This window comes from Sporofaciens musculi (assembly GCF_009830285.1).
Classification (GTDB): Bacteria; Bacillota; Clostridia; order Lachnospirales; family Lachnospiraceae; genus Sporofaciens; species Sporofaciens musculi.
In genome coordinates this window covers 396,759-416,930 of the sequence record NZ_WUQX01000001.1, presented here as the reverse complement: position 1 = coordinate 416,930, position 20,172 = coordinate 396,759, and the positions used below count along the sequence as shown (strand labels likewise).

The 20,172-nt window shown below is 41.3% G+C and carries 25 protein-coding genes; 6 read left to right on the top strand and 19 right to left on the bottom strand.

Annotated elements, in window-relative coordinates; translation table 11 throughout:
• Positions 1 to 44: 44 nt before the first annotated feature.
• Complete coding sequence (locus GN277_RS02150) at positions 45 to 737, bottom strand: 5'-methylthioadenosine/adenosylhomocysteine nucleosidase (protein WP_159749419.1); 693 nt, start codon at positions 735 to 737, stop codon at positions 45 to 47.
• A 344-nt stretch (positions 738 to 1,081) separates the two neighbouring features.
• Here GN277_RS02150 and GN277_RS02145 point away from each other — a divergent pair, with 344 nt between their 5' ends.
• Positions 1,082 to 1,327, top strand: coding sequence for a TIGR03905 family TSCPD domain-containing protein (locus GN277_RS02145; protein ID WP_159749417.1), 246 nt, complete (start codon positions 1,082 to 1,084; stop codon positions 1,325 to 1,327).
• A 382-nt stretch (positions 1,328 to 1,709) separates the two neighbouring features.
• Here GN277_RS02145 and GN277_RS02140 read toward each other — a convergent pair whose 3' ends face one another.
• Entirely contained in the window at positions 1,710 to 2,192 is a 483-nt protein-coding gene (locus GN277_RS02140; RefSeq protein WP_159749415.1) for a DUF6147 family protein, read from the bottom strand.
• A gap of 69 nt (positions 2,193 to 2,261) precedes the next feature.
• Positions 2,262 to 3,197, bottom strand: a complete 936-nt coding sequence (locus tag GN277_RS02135) for a hypothetical protein (RefSeq protein WP_244324558.1) — start codon at positions 3,195 to 3,197, stop codon at positions 2,262 to 2,264.
• Between the two features lie 157 nt (positions 3,198 to 3,354).
• On the opposite strand from GN277_RS02135, the gene GN277_RS02130 reads away from it, so the two are divergent.
• Positions 3,355 to 4,422 (top strand): undecaprenyldiphospho-muramoylpentapeptide beta-N-acetylglucosaminyltransferase, encoded by a 1,068-nt coding sequence (locus GN277_RS02130; protein WP_159749414.1) that lies wholly within the window; start codon positions 3,355 to 3,357, stop codon positions 4,420 to 4,422.
• Positions 4,423 to 4,524: 102 nt separating this feature from the next.
• Here the strand turns inward: GN277_RS02130 and GN277_RS02125 are convergent, their stop codons facing one another.
• Positions 4,525 to 5,085: an RNA polymerase sigma factor gene (locus GN277_RS02125; protein WP_159749412.1), complete on the bottom strand. Its 561-nt coding sequence runs from the start codon at positions 5,083 to 5,085 to the stop codon at positions 4,525 to 4,527.
• A gap of 27 nt (positions 5,086 to 5,112) precedes the next feature.
• Entirely contained in the window at positions 5,113 to 5,520 is a 408-nt protein-coding gene (locus GN277_RS02120; protein WP_159749410.1) for an HIT family protein, read from the bottom strand.
• Between the two features lie 84 nt (positions 5,521 to 5,604).
• Between GN277_RS02120 and GN277_RS02115 the strand changes: the two genes are divergently transcribed.
• Positions 5,605 to 6,351: a sensor histidine kinase gene (locus GN277_RS02115; RefSeq protein WP_159749408.1), complete on the top strand. Its 747-nt coding sequence runs from the start codon at positions 5,605 to 5,607 to the stop codon at positions 6,349 to 6,351.
• Here GN277_RS02115 and GN277_RS02110 read toward each other — a convergent pair.
• The 13 genes from GN277_RS02110 to GN277_RS02050 all read right to left on the bottom strand — a co-directional run bounded on the left by GN277_RS02110 (position 6,292) and on the right by GN277_RS02050 (position 16,168).
• The gene (locus tag GN277_RS02110) at positions 6,292 to 6,858 is read right to left on the bottom strand and encodes a rhomboid family intramembrane serine protease (RefSeq protein ID WP_159756289.1); all 567 of its coding nucleotides are present in this window, start codon (positions 6,856 to 6,858) and stop codon (positions 6,292 to 6,294) included. The two genes, GN277_RS02115 and GN277_RS02110, sit on opposite strands and share 60 nt — an antisense overlap.
• A gap of 150 nt (positions 6,859 to 7,008) precedes the next feature.
• Positions 7,009 to 7,485, bottom strand: a complete 477-nt coding sequence (locus GN277_RS02105) for a coiled-coil domain-containing protein (RefSeq protein ID WP_159749406.1) — start codon at positions 7,483 to 7,485, stop codon at positions 7,009 to 7,011.
• A gap of 84 nt (positions 7,486 to 7,569) precedes the next feature.
• Complete coding sequence (locus GN277_RS02100) at positions 7,570 to 8,313, bottom strand: DUF6382 domain-containing protein (protein ID WP_159749404.1); 744 nt, start codon at positions 8,311 to 8,313, stop codon at positions 7,570 to 7,572.
• A 39-nt stretch (positions 8,314 to 8,352) separates the two neighbouring features.
• Positions 8,353 to 8,751 carry a TadE family protein gene (locus tag GN277_RS02095; RefSeq protein WP_159749402.1) on the bottom strand — a complete coding sequence of 133 codons (399 nt, stop codon included), beginning with the start codon at positions 8,749 to 8,751 and terminating at the stop codon, positions 8,353 to 8,355.
• Positions 8,748 to 9,185: a prepilin peptidase gene (locus GN277_RS02090; protein WP_159749400.1), complete on the bottom strand. Its 438-nt coding sequence runs from the start codon at positions 9,183 to 9,185 to the stop codon at positions 8,748 to 8,750. Before GN277_RS02090 ends, GN277_RS02095 begins: the two co-directional genes overlap by 4 nt.
• A complete protein-coding gene (locus tag GN277_RS02085; protein WP_159749398.1) occupies positions 9,173 to 9,979 on the bottom strand; it encodes a TadE/TadG family type IV pilus assembly protein in 807 nt (268 codons plus the stop codon). Before GN277_RS02085 ends, GN277_RS02090 begins: the two co-directional genes overlap by 13 nt.
• 112 nt (positions 9,980 to 10,091) lie before the next feature.
• Positions 10,092 to 11,501, bottom strand: coding sequence for a DUF5702 domain-containing protein (locus tag GN277_RS02080; protein ID WP_159749396.1), 1,410 nt, complete (start codon positions 11,499 to 11,501; stop codon positions 10,092 to 10,094).
• Positions 11,501 to 11,689, bottom strand: coding sequence for a Flp1 family type IVb pilin (locus GN277_RS02075; protein WP_159749394.1), 189 nt, complete (start codon positions 11,687 to 11,689; stop codon positions 11,501 to 11,503). The genes GN277_RS02080 and GN277_RS02075 overlap by 1 nt, the downstream gene beginning before the upstream one ends.
• 33 nt (positions 11,690 to 11,722) lie before the next feature.
• Positions 11,723 to 12,925 (bottom strand): type II secretion system F family protein, encoded by a 1,203-nt coding sequence (locus GN277_RS02070; protein WP_244324557.1) that lies wholly within the window; start codon positions 12,923 to 12,925, stop codon positions 11,723 to 11,725.
• 11 nt (positions 12,926 to 12,936) lie between these two features.
• Positions 12,937 to 13,626 carry a type II secretion system F family protein gene (locus GN277_RS02065; protein WP_244324556.1) on the bottom strand — a complete coding sequence of 230 codons (690 nt, stop codon included), beginning with the start codon at positions 13,624 to 13,626 and terminating at the stop codon, positions 12,937 to 12,939.
• A gap of 16 nt (positions 13,627 to 13,642) precedes the next feature.
• A complete protein-coding gene (locus GN277_RS02060) occupies positions 13,643 to 14,851 on the bottom strand; it encodes a CpaF family protein (protein WP_159749392.1) in 1,209 nt (402 codons plus the stop codon).
• Complete coding sequence (locus tag GN277_RS02055; protein WP_159749390.1) at positions 14,848 to 15,765, bottom strand: P-loop NTPase family protein; 918 nt, start codon at positions 15,763 to 15,765, stop codon at positions 14,848 to 14,850. Before GN277_RS02055 ends, GN277_RS02060 begins: the two co-directional genes overlap by 4 nt.
• 193 nt (positions 15,766 to 15,958) lie before the next feature.
• Entirely contained in the window at positions 15,959 to 16,168 is a 210-nt protein-coding gene (locus GN277_RS02050) for a pro-sigmaK processing inhibitor BofA family protein (protein ID WP_159749388.1), read from the bottom strand.
• Positions 16,169 to 16,288: 120 nt separating this feature from the next.
• Between GN277_RS02050 and GN277_RS02045 the strand changes: the two genes are divergently transcribed.
• The 3 genes from GN277_RS02045 (at position 16,289) to GN277_RS02035 (ending at position 18,374) form a co-directional block, all read left to right on the top strand.
• Positions 16,289 to 16,525, top strand: coding sequence for a YaaL family protein (locus GN277_RS02045; protein ID WP_159749386.1), 237 nt, complete (start codon positions 16,289 to 16,291; stop codon positions 16,523 to 16,525).
• A gap of 95 nt (positions 16,526 to 16,620) precedes the next feature.
• On the top strand, positions 16,621 to 17,301 hold the full coding sequence (locus GN277_RS02040; protein WP_159749384.1) for an N-acetylmuramoyl-L-alanine amidase: 681 nt from the start codon (positions 16,621 to 16,623) through the stop codon (positions 17,299 to 17,301).
• A 20-nt stretch (positions 17,302 to 17,321) separates the two neighbouring features.
• The gene (locus GN277_RS02035) at positions 17,322 to 18,374 is read left to right on the top strand and encodes an L-threonylcarbamoyladenylate synthase (protein WP_159749382.1); all 1,053 of its coding nucleotides are present in this window, start codon (positions 17,322 to 17,324) and stop codon (positions 18,372 to 18,374) included.
• Positions 18,375 to 18,444: 70 nt separating this feature from the next.
• Here GN277_RS02035 and GN277_RS02030 read toward each other — a convergent pair whose 3' ends face one another.
• Positions 18,445 to 20,121, bottom strand: a complete 1,677-nt coding sequence (locus tag GN277_RS02030) for an O-antigen ligase family protein (RefSeq protein ID WP_159749380.1) — start codon at positions 20,119 to 20,121, stop codon at positions 18,445 to 18,447.
• Between the last annotated feature and the right edge of the window lie 51 nt (positions 20,122 to 20,172).

Here is a 20,172-nt window from a genome sequence, read left to right as displayed (position 1 = left end):
GGGAGATCCTGTCATTTCCCACCGGATTGTGAAGCCTGCTCTTTTTATATTAATGTCAATAATTCCTTCACAAGCCTTACGCTGTGGGCGATTGCCTGTCGTTCAAAAGTCGGGTAATCTACGCTGGCGCTGTTGTCAGCTTTGTCCGAAATGGCGCGTATTATGACGTACGAAACTTTATTCAGATGTGCCGCATGAGCAATTCCCGCCCCTTCCATCTCCACGCACAGAGGATGAAAATTCTCAACGATCTTGTCCTTCACCTCACGGGATGCAATAAACTGGTCGCCGCTGGCTACTCTTCCGGTAAATGTATGGATATCCGGATTCGCTTTCTCACTTGCCTGAACAGCCTTCTTCACCAGTTCTTCATCTGCTGGGAAGGACATTACCTCCATTCTCGGCACCTGCCCCACTGGATATCCAAACTCTGTGGCATCCATATCATGATGCAGGGCATCTGTCGAGATTACCATATCCCCTATATCAATCTTCGCATCCAGAGAACCTGCAATTCCCGTGTTAATCAGCATTTCTGCTTTGAACCTGTCCACCAGGATCTGTGCACAGATTCCTGCATTTACCTTGCCAATCCCGCTTCTTACTATTACAACCTCCTTGCCGCACAGTACTCCTTTACAGAATACCATGGATGCCTGCTCTACTGTCTCATGAATATCCATGGCTTCCTTAAGCGCCGCAACCTCTTCTTCCATTGCTCCGATGATTCCAATCATTCCTTCGTTATCCTCCTGTAACCCTTATTTTTGTGTTCATTATAGCGAAAAAGATAGAGCCAGTCTCTGGACTCAATTCTTCAATCTCTAAAAATTGTATCATAAAGCTGTCAGAAATAAAACCATAACTTTCTTTATCCTTTGTATACCAAATTTATTAAATTTATGCTTGTAACTATGGAAGTTCATTGTATAATATTAGTAAAGGAAACGGATGCTCTGCATAAAGGTTACAGCTCTGGATGATAAAAAAACATCTGGAGATGAATCTCATAGAAAAAACTCTTAGCGGGGTTTTTCCAAAAAGGAAAGATAAATTAAAACTTTAAAGGAGGAGGATGGATATGGAATTTAAGCCATCTGGTGTCTGTTCACGGCTGATTAAGGTAGATGTGGACGGAAACATTATTAAGAATGTACAGTTTGTCGGCGGCTGTGCCGGAAATACCCAGGGAATTGCAAGCCTGGTGGTTGGTATGGATGTACATGACGCAATCTCACGTATGGAGGGAATTACTTGCGGGTTCAAGCCAACCTCTTGTCCGGATCAGCTTGCCAAGGCACTGCGACAGGCAATCGGGGATGCATAGATTTAGACACAACACATAACTGGAAAAGGATACGAAGCGTAACATTACTTCGTATCCTTTCAGATTATTCTCGTTCTCTTAATTTTTCTGGGAGGGCTGCAGGAAGTACCGTCTACGACGACTTTGACCCGTCTCGTGGGCCTACGGTTTCTCAATGTAAGGTCGAAATTAAATTAATAGTTCCATCGTTTGCACCGTAGACGGTACTTCCTACAGCCCTTCCTGATTATCCGCTATCTTTAGTTTTTTAGACTAACTCTGTCTTCAGATTGCAATTTTTCCATATTCAATTTTTAATTTTAGTATGTCGTCTGTCTTTTTAATTTGTCGCTTACTTTTTACCTGTTTGTCTTACTCTCTTATACTTTGGACGAATGGTTCTTTATGGCTTTTCGATGAATACACCGTTGGTGAAGGAGCTCCCTAGGTCAAGATGAGCCGAATGTGTACAACGAACCCTATAATAATAACCACCTTCAACTAATAGTGTCCGACTTGAACTTACTCTATCTGCATTTACATTCTCTTTAGACCAGTGATCATAATAAGTCCAGGATGTATCTCCTTCTTTAGCACGTTCTACAAGAACAGTCACTCTCACACTATTAACATCGCGCGTTGCAATCGTCGTTCCTCCTGCAAAGAGCTTTCCAGGACCCAATCTTGCACATTTTGAATAACTTGCAAGTAAATCAACTCCTCTTGTAAATGATGTAACATAACCAACAGATTCTTCATCGTGTGTTAGATACGAACCATCCAAGATAGGATCATCTGATGCTGCCTTTGCATTATTTGTTGATATAAATAGCATGCCGATTATCAACAAAAATGTGCAACATACAGACATTATCCTTTTTTTCACTCTTACACCTCCAATCCTAATTTATCCCTCATTTATATAAACACATAACTTTGTAAAAACTGACGCAATTTACCATAAAAAATACAAATTTTCTATTATAAAATCAAATTCTGATTTATTCATAGTACCCGATAAAAAATATTTCAATCCCATTTCCTCAAAGCTAGCAGAAAATCTATCCTTTTCCCCATCTGACACTTGATACTGCTTTATTTCTATCTTTCTTCCATACACTTCTATAGGATATTTATCTATAACCTTGTCTTCAATTTTAAAACCAAATGATTCTTTAGTATAGGATGAATTTATCAAATAAAGTAGCTTTTCCCCTCCATAATCATAACATAATTCTGCAGTCTTCATTGAATCATCATACTTCATACTAATAAACTTCATTTTATCTGATATAATTATTATCTTTACTGGTTCTATTCCGAATTCCTCACTGACTTTTTGGTATGCATCTTCTTCATCCTCATTTACTATAATCAAATTATCTTCACTAGAATCTACCTGCTCTATTTCCCTGTCTCCAACCATTTGAGTCATCATCTTGATAATCTTCTCAGGTCCGCCCATAATTGTTACTCCTACAGCCATCGCTAACACCAGCGCAGCAGCAAGCCCAAAGTACACCTTCTTAATCTGTTTCTTCTTCCAAACAACCTTCCCCTCTTTCTGTGCCCTTTCTTTCTCCAATACTCTCCTGCCAATTTCCAATGCCTTACGGTCATCCTCGGACATATTAGCATACAGATGCTCCCGCTGCTTTTTCCTCACCTTCTCTATTTCCACAATGTTGTCTATCTCTTTTACATCTGCGGCTTTCCCGCTTTTTTCTAGCCTCTCTATCTCCTCACTAATCTTCAAATACAAAGATTCCTTCATCCCTACCGGAACACTGATAGCATCGTCATCCCTGAGAGCAGCATCTTCCTCCTCCGCAGCCCTCTTGAAGTCTTCTTTTATCATTTGTTCCAATAATTCATCATTATTTTTCATCATTATCCCTCTCATTAAATATATGCAACCTTATATACTGTATGTATATCCCTAAATCTTCTTCTTTCTCTTGACCAAATCACTTCTAAACGTATAATATAATTATAACAGATTGTCATACAGACAACGTTCTATGCTTTATCAAGATTGGGAGGTCATTATGAAACGCATTATCTTAACTGGCGGCGGCACCGCAGGCCACGTAACACCTAATATTGCTCTCTTGCCACGGCTCAAAGAATTACAATATGATATTCACTATATTGGTTCCTACCATGGCATTGAAAAGGAGTTAATCGAACAGTTTGGAATTCCTTATCATGGAATATCTTCTGGAAAATTGCGCCGGTATTTTAGTATTCAGAATTTTACGGACCCATTTCGCGTAATCAAGGGATTAGGCGAAGCAAAAAAATTGGTAAAGATACTGAATCCTGACGTTATCTTTTCCAAGGGTGGATTTGTCTCTGTTCCTGTCGTACTGGCGGGCAAGGGTCGTCATGTACCAACCATCATTCATGAATCTGATATGACGCCTGGTCTTGCAAACAAGCTGTCTATCCCTTCCGCAACCAAAGTCTGCTGTAATTTCCCAGAGACTTTGACACATCTTCCAGAGGGAAAGGCTATCTTGACAGGTTCACCAATCCGGCAGGAGTTATTGTCTGGTGACAAATATAAAGCTAAAGAATTCCTTAAATTCACTTCCGACAAACCTGTAATCATGGTTGTCGGCGGAAGTCTTGGTTCCGTGGCAGTAAACGAGGCAGTACGAAGTGTCCTGCCCGAACTTTTAAAAACATTCCAGGTCATCCATCTATGCGGCAAAGGAAAGCTTGACGAATCCCTCAAGGGCATGGAAGGTTATGCCCAATTTGAATACGTCAAAGAGGAGTTAAAAGATCTCTTTGCCTTAACAGATATCGTAATCTCCAGAGCCGGAGCTAACGCCATCTGTGAACTGCTTGCACTCCACAAGCCGAATCTTCTGATTCCGCTTTCTGTCAATGCAAGCCGTGGTGACCAGATTTTGAACGCCCGATCATTTGAACGTCAGGGCTACAGTATCGTTCTGGAAGAAGAATCACTTAGTAAAGAGTCGCTTCTTAATTCCATTATGTCATTATATAAGAACCGAACTTCTTACATAGATGCCATGAAGAATTCTCCTCAGCAGAATTCTATCGATACAATCATAGACCTAATTGAAACTGCCGCTAATAAATAGTTTTATAGCCATTCGTTCCGTATAGACACGTATAATAACGCATTTCGTCGAAAAATGTCGATACTCAAAGACAAAAAACAGGTGTCAGTACCGGCACCTGTTTTACGCTTTATTCAAGTGAGCATACTCTTCTGCGTAATTCTCGCGTATCCACTTCTTTGCCCGATACAATATACTATGCAGAACATCCAGCGTCACTTCCATATTTTCCGCAACCTCTTTCTGCGGCTTTTCTAAAACATATGTAATCGTAATGGCTTCATACCACCTGGGGTTCTTTTCGTACAATGCCTCAAATATTCCTTTCTTCAATTCCATAAACTGCTGATCTTTTATCTTTCTCTCAAAGAATTCTTCCGGATTTTCCACAGATTCTGAGAGTCTCACCTCGGCTTCACCCTCCATATCTTCCATCAGACACTCTTTTTTACGATCTCTTTTCAGATTCAGGGCCATGTACTTTGTCGTCAGAAGCAGCCACGCCTTGGCTGCTTCTTTCTCAACATTATCCATGTTCGTAAATAACTTCATAAATACATTCTGTACAATTTCTTCTGCCGAATGGTGATTTCCGGAATATTTTACTGCCGCTTTATATACTCGATCAAAATTTTCTTCGTAAATTACATTGAAGTCTGCTTTTGTTATTAACTCAACTTCCACTTACTACTCATCCTTCGCTTCCTTAAACTATTTTATCTTAGCCAGTAATTCCTCTTTATCCTCTTCGGTCAGTTTTCCCATCTTCCAGCTTAATCCAACGCTATCATTCTTATACCTTGGAATCATATGCAAATGAAAATGAAATACGGTCTGACCAGCCGCTTCTCCATTATTCTGAACAATATTATAGCCGTCACAGCCAAGAATATCCGTAAGTTTTGTGATCATCTTCTTAGCCAATACCAATATCTTTGATGCCAATTCATCATCAAGTTCATACAGATTCGCATAATGCTCCTTAGGAATAATCAATGCATGACCCTTTGATGCCGGACTTACATCCAAGATTACCCGAAAATCTTTGTCCTCATATAAAGTAGCTGTGGGTATGTCCCCATTTGCGAGTTTACAGAATATGCAATTCTCGTCCTTCATATCTATATCACCCTTTCTTAAAAAAATAATTGATTATTTCACCCGCCAATGCTAAACTGTTAATTCAGAAAGGCGGTAAATACTATGTTTTCAGCAGCAGATTACGACAAATTACAACAAATCATGGAGGAAAGTCCTGATAAAAAAGAACTTCTCACAAGACTTCTGAAGTCTCATCGTATGGAAATCAACGCCATTAGCCATGAGATTCGGAACCCCTTAACTCTTGTATACAGTACACTTCAATTAATTGAAGCACAACACCCTGAAGTTTTGGAATTCCGTCACTGGACTTCCCTGCATCAAGATATTGAATACATGAATCAGCTATTGGAGGAGCTTTCTTCCTATAACAATAGTACGAAACTATCCCTCGTCAGAATTGATGCTATTTCCTTCCTTAAAGCTCTTGTTCTGTCGTTTGCATCATCTATTCTGGATACTAATATCGAATTCACTTCCAGAATTGCCTCCGACCTGCCGTCAGTCATGGTTGATCCTGTTAAACTAAAACAGACCCTTTTGAATCTTCTGAGTAATGCGAAAGATGCTGTCATCTCAGATTCAGAATCTCCTTCAATCCGACTGGACGCAGATTATAGTGAACATACAATTCACATCTCGATTACAGACAACGGCTCCGGAATCGATACTAATGATATGTCTTCCATCTTTGAACCATTTGTAACACATAAGAAAAACGGAACAGGTCTTGGGCTTGCAATTACCAGACGGATTATTACAGCTCATGGCGGCTCCATACAGGTAAAATCAACTCTTGGAAAAGGCACTGTCTTTACGATTGCACTTCCAGTACAGAAGTATTCCTGACACAAAACCTATTGCCAGACCGCCAATATGTGCCAAATTATCCACACTACTACTGGTAAATCCGTAATACAGACTGATGATGAGCATAAATACAAGCCCTTTGCCAGAGATATCCCCAATCCGTCCACGATTACGCATTGCTATGTATAATAACGCACCGATGATCCCATAAATCGCCCCCGATGCCCCTGCTGAAATAGTATAATCCATTGTCCGAACTTCATACCATGCAGACAGAATATTGCCGCCCAGACCACTAAGAATATAGATTAACAGGAATTTAATCTTCCCTACTTCAATCTCCAAATTCCATCCCAGCAATACTAGTGTTACCATATTATTCATCAGATGTTCAAATCCAAAATGCAGAAACATACTGGTAAATAAACGGTAATATTCCCCATCCTCCACTACCTTGGGAACAAACATAGCCCCATGCTCTAATAAGAACGTCCCATCCTCTGTCATTCCCTGTAAAGTAAGTGCAAAGAATACGAGCACATTCATTACTGCCAATATAACAGTACATGGGGCATTTATTCTATTTCTATGTATCACAAAGTCACCTTCCAGTATATGTCCTCATTATTCCTGCATAGTATATCATATTCTTCCTGATAAAGTAACCTATATCACTTAATTTTTCTTAGCAATAAATTAGGCAAATACACTTAGCTTCTTACTGTGGTCTGCAATTACTACCTTTATAATCTCAATGTCTGCCTTCATTCCTTCCATTTCAGCAGATGCTCTCTCATATCTCTTAGCCGCAGGGACATAATTTTCTGCCAATAACTGGATGTTCTTATCTGTAACATTTTCAATATGTAGTTCTACAGAATGAAGTCTATTATCTACATTATCGAGCCTTTCATTTACCCTCTCGATTTCCTGCTCTACTTTTTCCTCCAACCTCTTAACTTTTTCCCCTACCTGCTCTACTTTTTCCTCCAACCTCTTAACTTTTTCCTCTACCCTCTCAAGTCTTTCTTTTACCCCTTCAAGGTCTTCTCCCAAATCGTATACTTTCTCTTTCACTTCTCGAAGCTCATCTTTTATCGGTCGTAACGCGGAACTCATGTTTTCATCAAGTAAATCTGATATAGCCAACAAATCTTCCTTATCTAATTTCATAGCTGCCGCCTCCTTCCTATATCTGACAAAATTATTGTAACATATCTAAACACCAAAGTCATTATCACTTTTAGGAAAAATCTCTCAGGAAAAATCTTCTTCTTCGATATGCAATCCATCCCAATCTCCCCATTTTGATTTCCTGCGCTTATTCAGAAGCTTTTTGACAGGCGCCCACACCGTATCCGTTTCTCTCATAACCCCACTTCCAATTTCCTGTTCGGTAATCCAGTCTCTCCCCTGCAAATCTTCTTCCATGTCTTCTCTGTCTTTATCGCCAGCTTTTTTCTGATGTTCTTCTGCTGCATCTCCATCCTCCTGCAAAGTTTTCATACATTCTGCCGCCAGCTTCTCCAAACTGTAATTTTCATCCATTGTCTTCTTATGTAAAAGAAATACCATACGAACACATTCCTGCTCCTGATAATCCGCCTGTTTCACAAAATACTCTGTTAATTCGTGAAATTCCTCCCACAGCTCTTGCTTTGCCAATGGATAATAACAGAAGAAATACTTTCCCTCCTCATAAAAGATATACTCTGGTTTCAACAGGATACAATGGATATTTAACAAAAAAGTTTCCACCTCTTTTACCACATTCTTTAAATCTCTAAGAAACATTTTTATGTCTTCTGCATTTATCTTACTTCTTTCAAACATCGCTTTCATTGAAATCTTTCCGCTGACGTCATAATCATAATAGCTGTTCTGATTAACTCCTCTGCCTCCCATCTTCAATATTCCGTTTAAATTATTTGCCTTTAGCATACGAATCTGATAATCTTCTTTATAGAAAATCTCCTCCTCAATCGTAATCTTACGTTCCATTTAAGAAATCACCTCTCCATCCTCTCTGATCAATATTTTCTATCCTTTAATACGTCTCAAATCCCTGATTTTTTTCTCTGGCTCTGTAACCGCCGCTCTTTTGGCAACCGAAATTTTCATATATTTCCTTGATGCGCCTGCAACGACTTCAATCTCTTCTTTCCCTGCCCTGACTGATACCTGCAAGTTGACAAACATAATACATTTATCCTTTGCCCTTTGATAAAAAAGCGTCTCCAATTCCCCCTCCTTTATGCCCTCCTTTTCCCTTGCCTTCGTACTACCAACAACGGCCGTCTCATATGCAGCACCAGACAATATATTTTTGTCATGATAATAAAATACTGCCAAAATACATCCCATAATCAGGAACAGAATCATAGGCATAAGAAATGACATTTCTACCGTCATGCTTGCCTGTACTTTGTAATCTTTCATCCGTTCATCCCTCCTGTTAAAATACTGAACAGATATCCTGCTGCCAAAAAGGGAATAAATGGAAGCTTATATTCTCTCGATATTTTCTTTAAAGAAAGACAAATAATTGCTGCTATCCCAAGGAATAGAAATGCTGCCAAAAGAACTTCTAACAGCTTCCACAAGCCAAGGTAAATTCCTAAAATAAGTATCGTCCAGCTATCCCCATATCCCATTCCCTCTCTTGTAACCCTACTGACTAACAGAAATAATAATCCTACTCCTATTCCTCCCGCCAGCACAAATACATCCTCTTTTGCGATATAAATCTGATAGCACAGCGCTGCCAGATTACCAGAAATCAGAACGATAACTGGTATTCTTCGGGAATGAATATCTGTAATGGATAGCCCTGCCAGCAAAACCATACTTATGCACTGACTTACCTTCCACATCTGGAGCAGGCCCCCTTTCCGACGACTTCAGACAGTAAAACGGCATAGACCGTTCGTTTTAATCCGCTGCATGACAACGAATTGTGGTACCGATCCCCTGTATTAGTGATATACACCCCATTTCCCCCATTTCTCATACAGCGCTCACATGGATAATATTTTCCTCCGCTTTGATTTCTCAGATCTTCAATGTTTCCTGATGGAACCATATGAATGGATAACTCTAAATATGTACAGTGATAATCCCTATGATAGACCATACCGGTGTCTGTAACATAAACTGTATCCTCACGATTTGACCCAAATCCTGGCTTCTCATATCCGCTCCATGCCTTGATACGCATTTTCTCCTGATATTTTAAAGGAGGTACGCCAAACATTGGAATCGGCAACCCCACCTGATATGTAACTTCCAATTCTCCGATTCCCGTTCGTGAAGATATATGCGAGCCATTACACCTGACTCCGCCGCTTCCACCGATTACGATACTTCTGTCTAGCCGTTCTGCACCAACTGCCTGCACCACATCCCTCTCTAATCGGGAAGGCATAATCATTGTAATTACACAAGCTTCCTCCGACGCCTTCCTTCCCGCATATTGCAGACCAGAACGCATAGCAGTCTGGATGGCCATGATTTCCATCAGATATATAAGACTCACCACTGCCAGAAAAAAAATTGGAACTGCTATAGCCGCCTCAACCGTTATACTAGCTTCTTTAGAGGCGGATACAGATACCCTTCCAGACAGATAAGAATTTTTTAAATATGAGGGGAGTGTTTTACTTTTCATCGTACGAATCCTTCTCCTTTCTATTTGATTTAACACGTCTGTTTTCTGGATTAATTCTGATACCCGAAAGGGCATCTGTATCCGCCTCTGCCTTTTCATCTAAACATCTTCGTCACTGATAAGCATAGTAAGTTTTAAACTGATAACGTACGCCTCTTCTCAAGCTGCAAACCGACCCTATCTCCATCCTGCTGATACAAAAATCCGCCCGAAAATATGCCTGACCATAGACCTTTCTCATATTCTGCTCTATGACTCCAAGTGTCCGTAACGCTGTCACCTCCGTATTTGTTAAGAACAACAACATACGAAGATATTCCGAATATCCAAGCCCATTTTCATCATCCCTTCCCTCACTCACATCCTCCTTTGTTCCAAGAGTAAGCAGTTTAGAAAACTGTAATTGCCAGCTCTCCTTTGACTTCACCAATGGCACCCTGCTTCCTTTCAGCAAAGACCGGATATCCATAATTGATTCCCCATATGCCCACGCCAACAGAATTCCCTGGGCTGCTGCCTCCGTAATGGCAGGAACCGCAAGAAGGGTACATAATGCTAATGCCGCTGTCTCTGCCTCAGCCTTCATCTCCCTGTCTGTCTGGATATATACATAATTAGGAACAAATCTGAAAAGTAATAATTTTCTGACTATATATTCCAGATTTTCTTTATCACTGTCTTTTCCTGCCAGAATGTACTCTAATTCATAATCCAACGTTCCTCCTGTATACTCTGTATCCGTAAACTTTGAAAAATGCTCAAGAAGATATTCCCCAAACAGCAGAGAGGACAAATTTCCGTTCTTTTCTTCAGCCTCCGAAAAATTGCCATATCCCTGCTTCCGTTCTCTGACCTCTAACATTTCTCTGCTTTTTACACGCTTTTCTGATATAGCCTTGCCCTTTGGCATTACCAGCGTCAATAAAGGCGTCTTCTTCAACTGCCCTATGTGGTCAATGGGATTATTCTCCCTGGGCAGTTCAGCTTCGTTTTCCTTTAGCAGACCGTCCATGCTCTCGTGCCATGAATTTTCCTCTTTTACATAAGCCTGTGCGCTATCCTCCTGCCGCCCCCACTCAGAGGTCATTCCAAGCAGATCCTTCATGGCATCCAATCCATATTTATGCTTCATATATGCTGAAACCTGGTTTAAAAAGCTCCTACATCCTTTATCAGTTAGAAACTGAATTTTCTTCACTTCATGCTCTAACCTACCCTCACCATAATACTCCAAGCGCTCTGTCACATTCTTCTCTGTATACTGTCCCGTCTCATAACTGCCGTCTAAGGCAAAGATATCATATTTTTCTAAAAGCTCCTTCTGGTATTCTGCAAATACACATTCCATCGCTCGATTTGTATCTGTTCTTCGGTAATTTTTCGCAAGCTGGACAGATGCACTCTCCATAATCCCGCCGATAAAAGTAATCAAAAGGATGAAAATCAAGCTCAAATAAGCCGTCACTTCTCCACAATACTTTTTTTCTTCCCAATCCCAAGCTCTTTTTCCATATTCCGGCATCAGATTCCAGAACTCTCGCTTACGATTTTTTGGAAAATATTCTGTACCAGACTGGTAAGCTGAGACTTGAATATAATGACCAGACCAATCAATACCACTAGAATCAATATGACTTCTACTACCCCGATTCCATCCTCCTCTCTTAACTTCTCTTTTACTTTTGATAAAACAGACCCTATTCTCCACATATTATCACTCCTCAAAATCATTTTATATTGAATTTATATCTGTACGGACAGAAACGCGGGAACAATCACAATCACCAGCACAATCGCCAGCATCAAAAACATTGGAAGCAGCAGTTTTGTCCCTGCCTCCTCCCCAAGCCGTTTTGCCCTTGCTTTTCTCTCCTCAAACGCCTGGATTGCTTCAAGCTTCAATAACTGCGTCAGCCCTTTTGTCCCTTTTCTAAGATTTTGTGATAATAACGCGCCGAACCTTACATACACCTGAATATCACAACGTCTTCCAAAATTCTCATAACTTTCTGACTCTCTGACTCCACTGTCCATCTCATGGCAGGTACGCTTCATTTCCTCATAAGCATACCGTTCGCCCCACGATTCCTTCTGGCGTTCATAGTCTTCCACTACCTTCCTCCAGGCACGTTTCGCCGTCATCCCTGCTCCAAGAAAAAGGCTCATTTTATTCAGAATCTCTGGATAATCCAGAAGCATCTGTCCCTTTTTCTTTTCCTTCTCCTTACCCCGCTTCTGAATCTCAAGCGCATACAAGAGTACTCCAATAAGTGCTGCCATAATCACCAGAACCAGACCACGGAAGTCCATTTTTTGATAATAAACTGCCTCCCTGTTTAAAACCTTGTCCGGAAGCTTCACGAGCTTACTAGTACGGCATTCTTTCTCCTGTTTCTGGATTTCTTCCTCTATGCGCTTTCTCACCTTTTCATCTTCATCCAGTGTCCTTGGAAATACCTTTACGGTACACTGGTATAATGCCTGCTCCTCTGCATTTTCACGATATGTCAGAACTGCGCTTAAGTTTACAAGTGTTCCTTCTTCTTTCAAATTATCCGGCTGTATCTCTCCCCTAACGTTCAGCACATCATAACGGTCTAACTCCCAGGATACCTCTACCGGCGCATCTGGAATCTTTGTCAGAAGCACCATATCCTGTTCAATCCTGTCAAGGCTCTTATTCTCACCCAAGATCAATTCATCCATTCTGGAAATAATCCTGTCAAATACCTCCAGCACCTCTTTTGACGAATACTGCCTTTCAGCAATCTCCACCTCTATCGGAATCTTTTCCGCTTTTCCCTGAACTGTTACCTCCAAATCTTCCAGCTTACTTCCCTTGCCATAGGAATTTCTCTCGATCACACCATCTGTCTCCCTGACAGACTGCATAAAATCAGATGCTAAAAGAATACCTCCTATCACCAGCATGCTTCCTACTGCCACATATTTAAGTATCAGACTTCTATCCTTATCATTCTTACACCAAGATAATAAGCGCCCATATAGATTCCAAGACATACTGTCATCACCCCAATTCCAAAAATATTTCCATACAGGCTGTCCATAAACTCAGGAAAACTGAAAGACATATAACCAATGATTGCATAGGGAATTGCAGACATCACACGAAATTCATATCGTTTTGCCGCAAGTATTGTGTCTATCTCCCGTTTTACATCAATCTTGTCACCAATCTGTCTTACCGTATCTTGTATAATAGCAATCATATTGCCCCCGTTCTTCTTCGCCGCTGCAAATACTGTCACAAAATTCCTGACATCCTCTATCTGCACGCGCATCCCTAATTCCTCCAAAATCTGCTCCATGGGCACATGAATCCGTAACTGTCTGATAATAAACAGCAGTTCCTTTGATATCCTTGCAGTTTCCGGATAGATTAACTTAAGCTCCTTTTGAGCTTCCCTAAATGCATTTTCCACAGAATACCCTGTATTCAAAGCCGCGGATACTGCCTGAATCGCTTCTTTAAACTGCACCTGAAATTCCATCTCCTTCTTTCTGACACATTCCTCCTCCATCATGCGAAAATGCCAGATAAAAAGAGGCAGTAACAGCAATGTCAGCCACAAAGAACGGTAATACAGCCACACCGTAACCACCGTGATTCCTAACGCCTTCGCCACATTCCAAAGATGCTCCTTACAGGTGATATCCTGCTGCCAGCAGCTTCTCTTTATGAGTAATCTCCTGAACCCTCCTCCATTCCCCCTGTATCTTTCCTTCTTCTTCCTGAACCTCTGTATATTTATACAATGTCTGCAATCGAATCTCACCATCCCAATACCCTAATACCTCTGTTACCTCCAATACCTTCCTGCTCTTATCCCTCAACCTTCCCAGATGGACTAGAATATCAATTCCAGATGCAATCTGTCTCTGGATTGCAGATAGAGGCAGGTCCATTCCCATTAATACCATTGTCTCAAGCCTGCTTAACATGTCCGTCGGACTGTTGGCATGTCCGGTACTAAGGCTTCCGTCATGCCCTGTATTCAGCGCCTGCAGCATATCGATTGCCTCCGCTGAGCGCACTTCCCCAACAATTATACGGTCCGGCCGCATGCGCAGAGCCGACCTAATCAACTCCCGAATCGTCACCTCTCCGGTTCCCTCCACATTCGCATTCCTTGCCTCCAGCCTTACCAAGTTCGGAACGTCCTGAATCCTTAACTCTGCATTGTCCTCAATGGTAATAATTCTCTCTGTCTTGGGAATAAACTGCGATAATGCATTTAAGAAAGTGGTCTTGCCGGAACCGGTACCCCCACTTATGAATATGTTGTATCCGGCTGCCACAAGCTTGGCAAGAAGCTCAGATACTTCACTGCTGATGGAATTCCATGCGATTAGTTGTCTCATGGTAATTGCCTCTTTAGAAAATTTACGAATTGTCACAATCGGACCATTTAACGCAATCGGCTCCAGAACAATATTCACTCTGGAGCCATCGGTAAGCCTTGCGTCCACAATCGGAGACGCCTCATTCACCAAACGGTTAGAGCCAGCGGCAATCTGCTGTACCACATCCTCTAATTTATCCCTGGAGATAAAACGTCTGTCCGACTGGAATATCTTGCCATCACGCTCATAAAATATATTCTGCGTCCCATTAATCATAATCTCTGTAATCCTGTCGTCCTCCAGAAATTCCTGCAAAACATCCAGCTTACGGAATGCATTAAACAACTCTCTGCCAAGGGCAGTCTTTTCTGCCAGTGAGAGGTACTCCTCCTCTGACGCCTCCTTAAGCACTCTGTAAATCAAACGTGTCAGCTCATCATCTTCAATCTCCCTGGTCATATCCAGCTCATCCAGAATCCTGGTGTGAAGCTGCTCTGAGCGCATCATGAAATTAACTCCTTCTTCACCATCTTTTTCTTTACATCATCAAATCCTAAAAGATGCAGCTCATCCTCCATCTGCAAAAGCTTCGCCTCCGCTGATGCATCCTTCATGACAGGCACAAGAATCTCTGTACAAATCCGAAGAAGTCCATATACATCCTTAAGCCCTTCGTCCACATCCAGAATCAATACATCATAGATGCTCTGTTCTTCAATCTGACGAACCAGGTTTATCCATTCCTCCAGAGTAACCGTCCTGATATCCTCCGACACCCGCACAGGAAGCAGATAATCCAATGCACCCATATGCTCTACCAGAGTAGTAAGTATCACGCCTAAGTTCTTGTTCTCCTGCCTTGAATAATACAGTGCATCTGCCAGAGTATGGCCTTCCTCTGGAAAAAAACCTCCAATCCCGCCATAAATCTCCATATTGAGATACAACACATTTTCCGAGACAGCCAGCTCTTGCCCCAACCTTAATCCATAGCTTGTCTTACCGCTTCTGTGTACCGGAGAAAAAATACCGATAATCCTTGAGTTCTTCGTCTTAGCCCCATGAAAATACAGCTCCCCTGTCTCACTCTCCTTACTGCACTTACAGATAATCTCAGCCAAAAGCATTTCCCCCGACTGATACTTATACACAGTCGTCTCATCAGAATTAGTCTCTGTCTTTGCGGATTCCGCAAGGACAAATACATTGGACGCCCGAAGTCCCTTACGCTCATCTATAGGATAATTGCCTCCAATGAGCAGGACGTCGATGGGATGCTCCCGCAGAATTGCCTGTACTTGTGAAAGACCGTTACATACCTGTACTTGAAAAGCAAGCTCCTTCTTCTTCATCAAAAATACGGCAAATGCTGCAGCATATCCTTCCTCTTGGTCACAAATTACAAAACTCCTGCTGCTCACATAATATCCCTCCTACTCTGCTGCCTCATCAATTACTTTGTGAATTGCTGCCGATACGGCATCGAACACTTTGAATATCTATTGAATCTATCAGATACAAGCTACCTGACTTGTAACTTGTAGGATGATTATAAACCCTTTTTATATGATTTGTCTATCCCATTTTTAAAAAAGCAAAAATTTTGTGCAACCTTCACATAATTTTGTAAAAAGAAATTCCATAAAGAAGTGCAACCCCAGGAGTTCCAAGGATTCCTGATGTCAAAACAGTCCATGGATTCAGCCCGACCTGTACAGTAATTCCCTGGGCGCCCAGGAATTCATTTACAAAAAAAATCATAGCACATCCTATAATTGCCCGAACAATAAAGTTTGAAAAAAGCTGCGGCTTCTGCTCTGACATATTCCTTTTCCTCCTCAGATTCATTTCCTGATACCATATATATCCACCTCAGACGTATTTTATTCTCAAAATCTGCTTATACTAGGATTGTTTGGAAATTACTTTCTTAAGAGGTGGATTATGAGATTGTTTGAACGTGGAAATGCAGCAGAAGAAGATGTATACAAACGCCTGTCCTATGACCCGCAGGCGAATACACTAATGGATGAAATAGCCAACGCTCGCCAGGAAATAGAAGAAGCCTATCTTAATTTTCAGTACGCCTCGGACCCTGACATGATTGACTCCTATATTTACAGGGGAAATGCCGCCTGGCTGCGTTACCGTTTCCTGCTGCGCCAGGCAAAAATTATCTAAACAATTAAAATTCTGGCATCAGAAATACAATTAAAAATATAAAATACTTCCTACGGTCATATAGATGAATATATAGACTGTCAGGAGGTATTTTTTTGCGCAGAAAAGTAGAATTTGTCATATTAATTCTGTTATTAGCAGGACTAATCGTCGTTAGCAGGAATCTGGGAAAATATGTTTCAAGCGGAAAGATTAAAAGGGCTGAAAATACCATTGTTCTGGATGCCGGACACGGTGGTTCAGACCCAGGAAAAGTCGGAATCAACAAGGCAGAAGAAAAAGATATTAACCTGAAAATAGCAAAAAAGGTCAAAAAGATTTTGGAAAAGAAAGGTATAAAAGTCATAATGACGCGGGAAGAAGATACCATGCTCGCAAAAAAAAGCAGCGGAAGCCAAAAAGTACAGGATATGAAAGAACGGGTGAAATTAATCAATGACACTGTCCCCCAATTTGCTGTCAGCATCCATCAAAACAGTTATCATGAGGAATCAATCCATGGCGCACAGGTCTTCTACTATAAGCACTCGGCAGAAGGCGAACAGCTTGCCGCAGTCATGCAGAAAGCATTGCTGGCCATTGACAAAGAAAACCGGCGGCAGGCAAAAGCAGACGATACCTATTATCTTCTTAAAAGGACTGAGGTTCCAACAATTATCGTAGAATGTGGATTTTTAAGCAACCGCGAAGAAGCGGAAAAGTTAGTCACAGATGAATACCAGCAGCAGGTTGCGGAAGCAATCGTAAAGGGAATTGAAGCTTGTATGAAAGACTAGAGTGTAGTATAATATTTCCCATGAAAACAATAATTGAACGAATTGATACGGAACAAACGAATAAAGACATAATCAAAAAAGCCGGCGATATCTTAAAAAATGGCGGACTGGTTGCCTTCCCCACGGAGACCGTCTACGGTCTGGGAGCGGATGCATTGAATGAACAGGCAGCAAAAAAAATCTATGCCGCAAAGGGCAGGCCCTCTGATAACCCGCTGATTGTCCATATCGCAGATATGGACGCTCTTGAAAAGATTGCAGAAGCGATACCAGAAAAGGCGGTTGCTGTTGCAAAAGAATTCTGGCCGGGCCCTCTTACCATGATATTTAAAAAGACACCTGCCGTTCCGGTTGGAACCACAGGAGGACTTGAAACTGTGGCTGTAAGAATGCCAAATCATCCAATTGCAAAAGAAATCATCCAGGCTGGCGGCGGCTATATTGCAGCGCCAAGCGCCAATACCTCCGGCCGCCCAAGTCCTACCACAGCGCAGCATGTAGCAGAAGATTTAACCGGAAAGATTCCAATGATTGTAGATGGCGGCTTGGTAGATATCGGTGTAGAATCCACAATCTTGGACATGACAGTGGAACCTCCTATGATATTAAGGCCAGGAGCTATAACCAGAGAAAATCTTGAGAATCTAATCGGTGAGGTCGCTGTGGACAGAACTCTAATCGAACCAGACAGCCAAAAATCTCCAAAAGCGCCGGGAATGAAGTACCGTCACTATGCCCCAAAGGCAGAGCTGACTGTACTGGAAGGAGAGCTTTCTCAGGTAGTAAAAGAGATTAACCGACTGGCAAAAGAAAAGACAGCCGAAGGGTATAAAGTGGGAATTATTGGTACAGAGGAAACAGTCCGTCGTTATTCCACAGGCAATGTCAAATGTATCGGTACAAGGCAGGACGAAATGACGGTAGCTGGAAATTTATACGGAATTCTGCGGGATTTTGACAGCGACGGAACAGATTTTATCTATAGTGAATCCTTTTCCACAGGTGGAATTGGAAATGCAATAATGAACCGTCTTCTAAAAGCTGCCGGACAGCATGTTATTTTTGTAAAATAATAAAAAGATAGTCATACAAAATCCTAGGATATGTTGTATGACTATTATTTTTTAACCAACAATGTATTCTTTATTGAAGATTTGAAATATAATCTTCAACCTCCTTTGGCAATACCAATTCCGGCTGGTCCTTAATCCTCCATCCTAGCTCGCTGGTTCTTTTCTTCATATCTTCTAACCTGTCAGGAAGCTCAAGAATTTGATTCACATAGACTTTCGCAATTTTCACGTCATTCTTTTCACTGTAATACTCCACCGCCCGACTTAACAGGCTCACATAATCTACATACTCATATATGGCATAAGGGTTGTTCTTTACCGCCATTTCCTTATACTGTACCATCCCTTCAAAATCTTCCTCCATAGCGCAGGCAAGGGCTTTGGCATCATAAGCAAGCGCTGCATTTTGATTCCTTTTCAAAATGCTGTCTGCAAGCGTCTCCCCCTCCTCTTTTGTCTGTGCTTCTTGAAGAAGAACCAACTCTGCCTCAGTATAATACGGATAAAGCTTCCGTGCCAACTCATACTCTCCCCTGTAAAACGAAACAAGTGGAAACAGAAAATATAGAGAAATTGCCACACCTGCCGCAGTAATACCATATACAGCTCTCTTAACCTGCGCTTTAACCTGACATCCCTCTCCCCCGTTATACTCAAGAACCATAAAAAACAACAGACAGATACTCAAAAACTGCATATCAAAATCAAGCAAACTATGAACTCCGATTAAAAACAAAATCATCTTCGCTGTCACATCTATTTTCGTGAAAAATATATGCTTTATCAAAACTCCTGCTGCCAAGATTGCCGGAATCCATCCCACATCAAGAACAATCTGCAAAAAATCATTGTGGACAAAAACAGTAGAATATACTCCCGTCTGAATCTGCCCCTGACTGTAATAATAACCCATATATCCACTTCCCATAGGATGTCGAAGTATCAGCCAAAATGCGTCCCGCCAATATAAAAGACGCCCGATAAACGTGCTGTTTTCCAAAGAAATGGTCAGAAACCTCCCAAAATTTTGGAAATTTCCTGTCACAGCTCCATAGATGCCTCCCCCGACCACGGAAACCGTAAGAAGTCCCACATTCAGCAGCCGGTATCCCCTATTTTTCCATGCTTCAATCGCCATCAAAAACACTGTCATCACAAAAACTGACCGGCTTCCTGTCATAAGAATACCAAGGAGTAACACCACTGTTCCCGCCGCTGTTTTGATAGAAAATGTAATCTTATTCTGTATGACCACAATGCCTGCCAGGAAATAAAGAGCCATGGTATTAGAATACTGAAACGTCCCGCCAAATCTTCCTGCCATAAAGAAATGTTCTCTTACAGCCAAAACCCAATAAAACAGAATTCCTATTGCTATGATAATGATTCCGGATACAGGTACCGATAATAAAAGCCTGTTCCTTTCCTCCTCTGTAAACTGCATAAGAATTAATACAAATAATACAATCGGCATAAATTTCAGAAACCCAAGAAAGGCCATTCCACTGTCCACAGCCCATAAAACCGCTAATCCATGACATACTAAAAGAACAATCGCAAGAATAATGCCGCTGTTCCAAAATAGGCAGATTTCCTTCCTTCTATGTGTAATCCAAAACAGATATACTCCAAATCCTATGGTGGCAAGACAGCTTACAAACTCATAAAATCCTCCAAACAATAATGCCACAACAGTGATAAAAATCTGCAAAATCAATGTCTCATTTTTTTCCTGCGTCTTTTTCATAATCTCAAACTTCCCTGAATTGGACGTCTCACTAAGTAAAAAGCATACAAG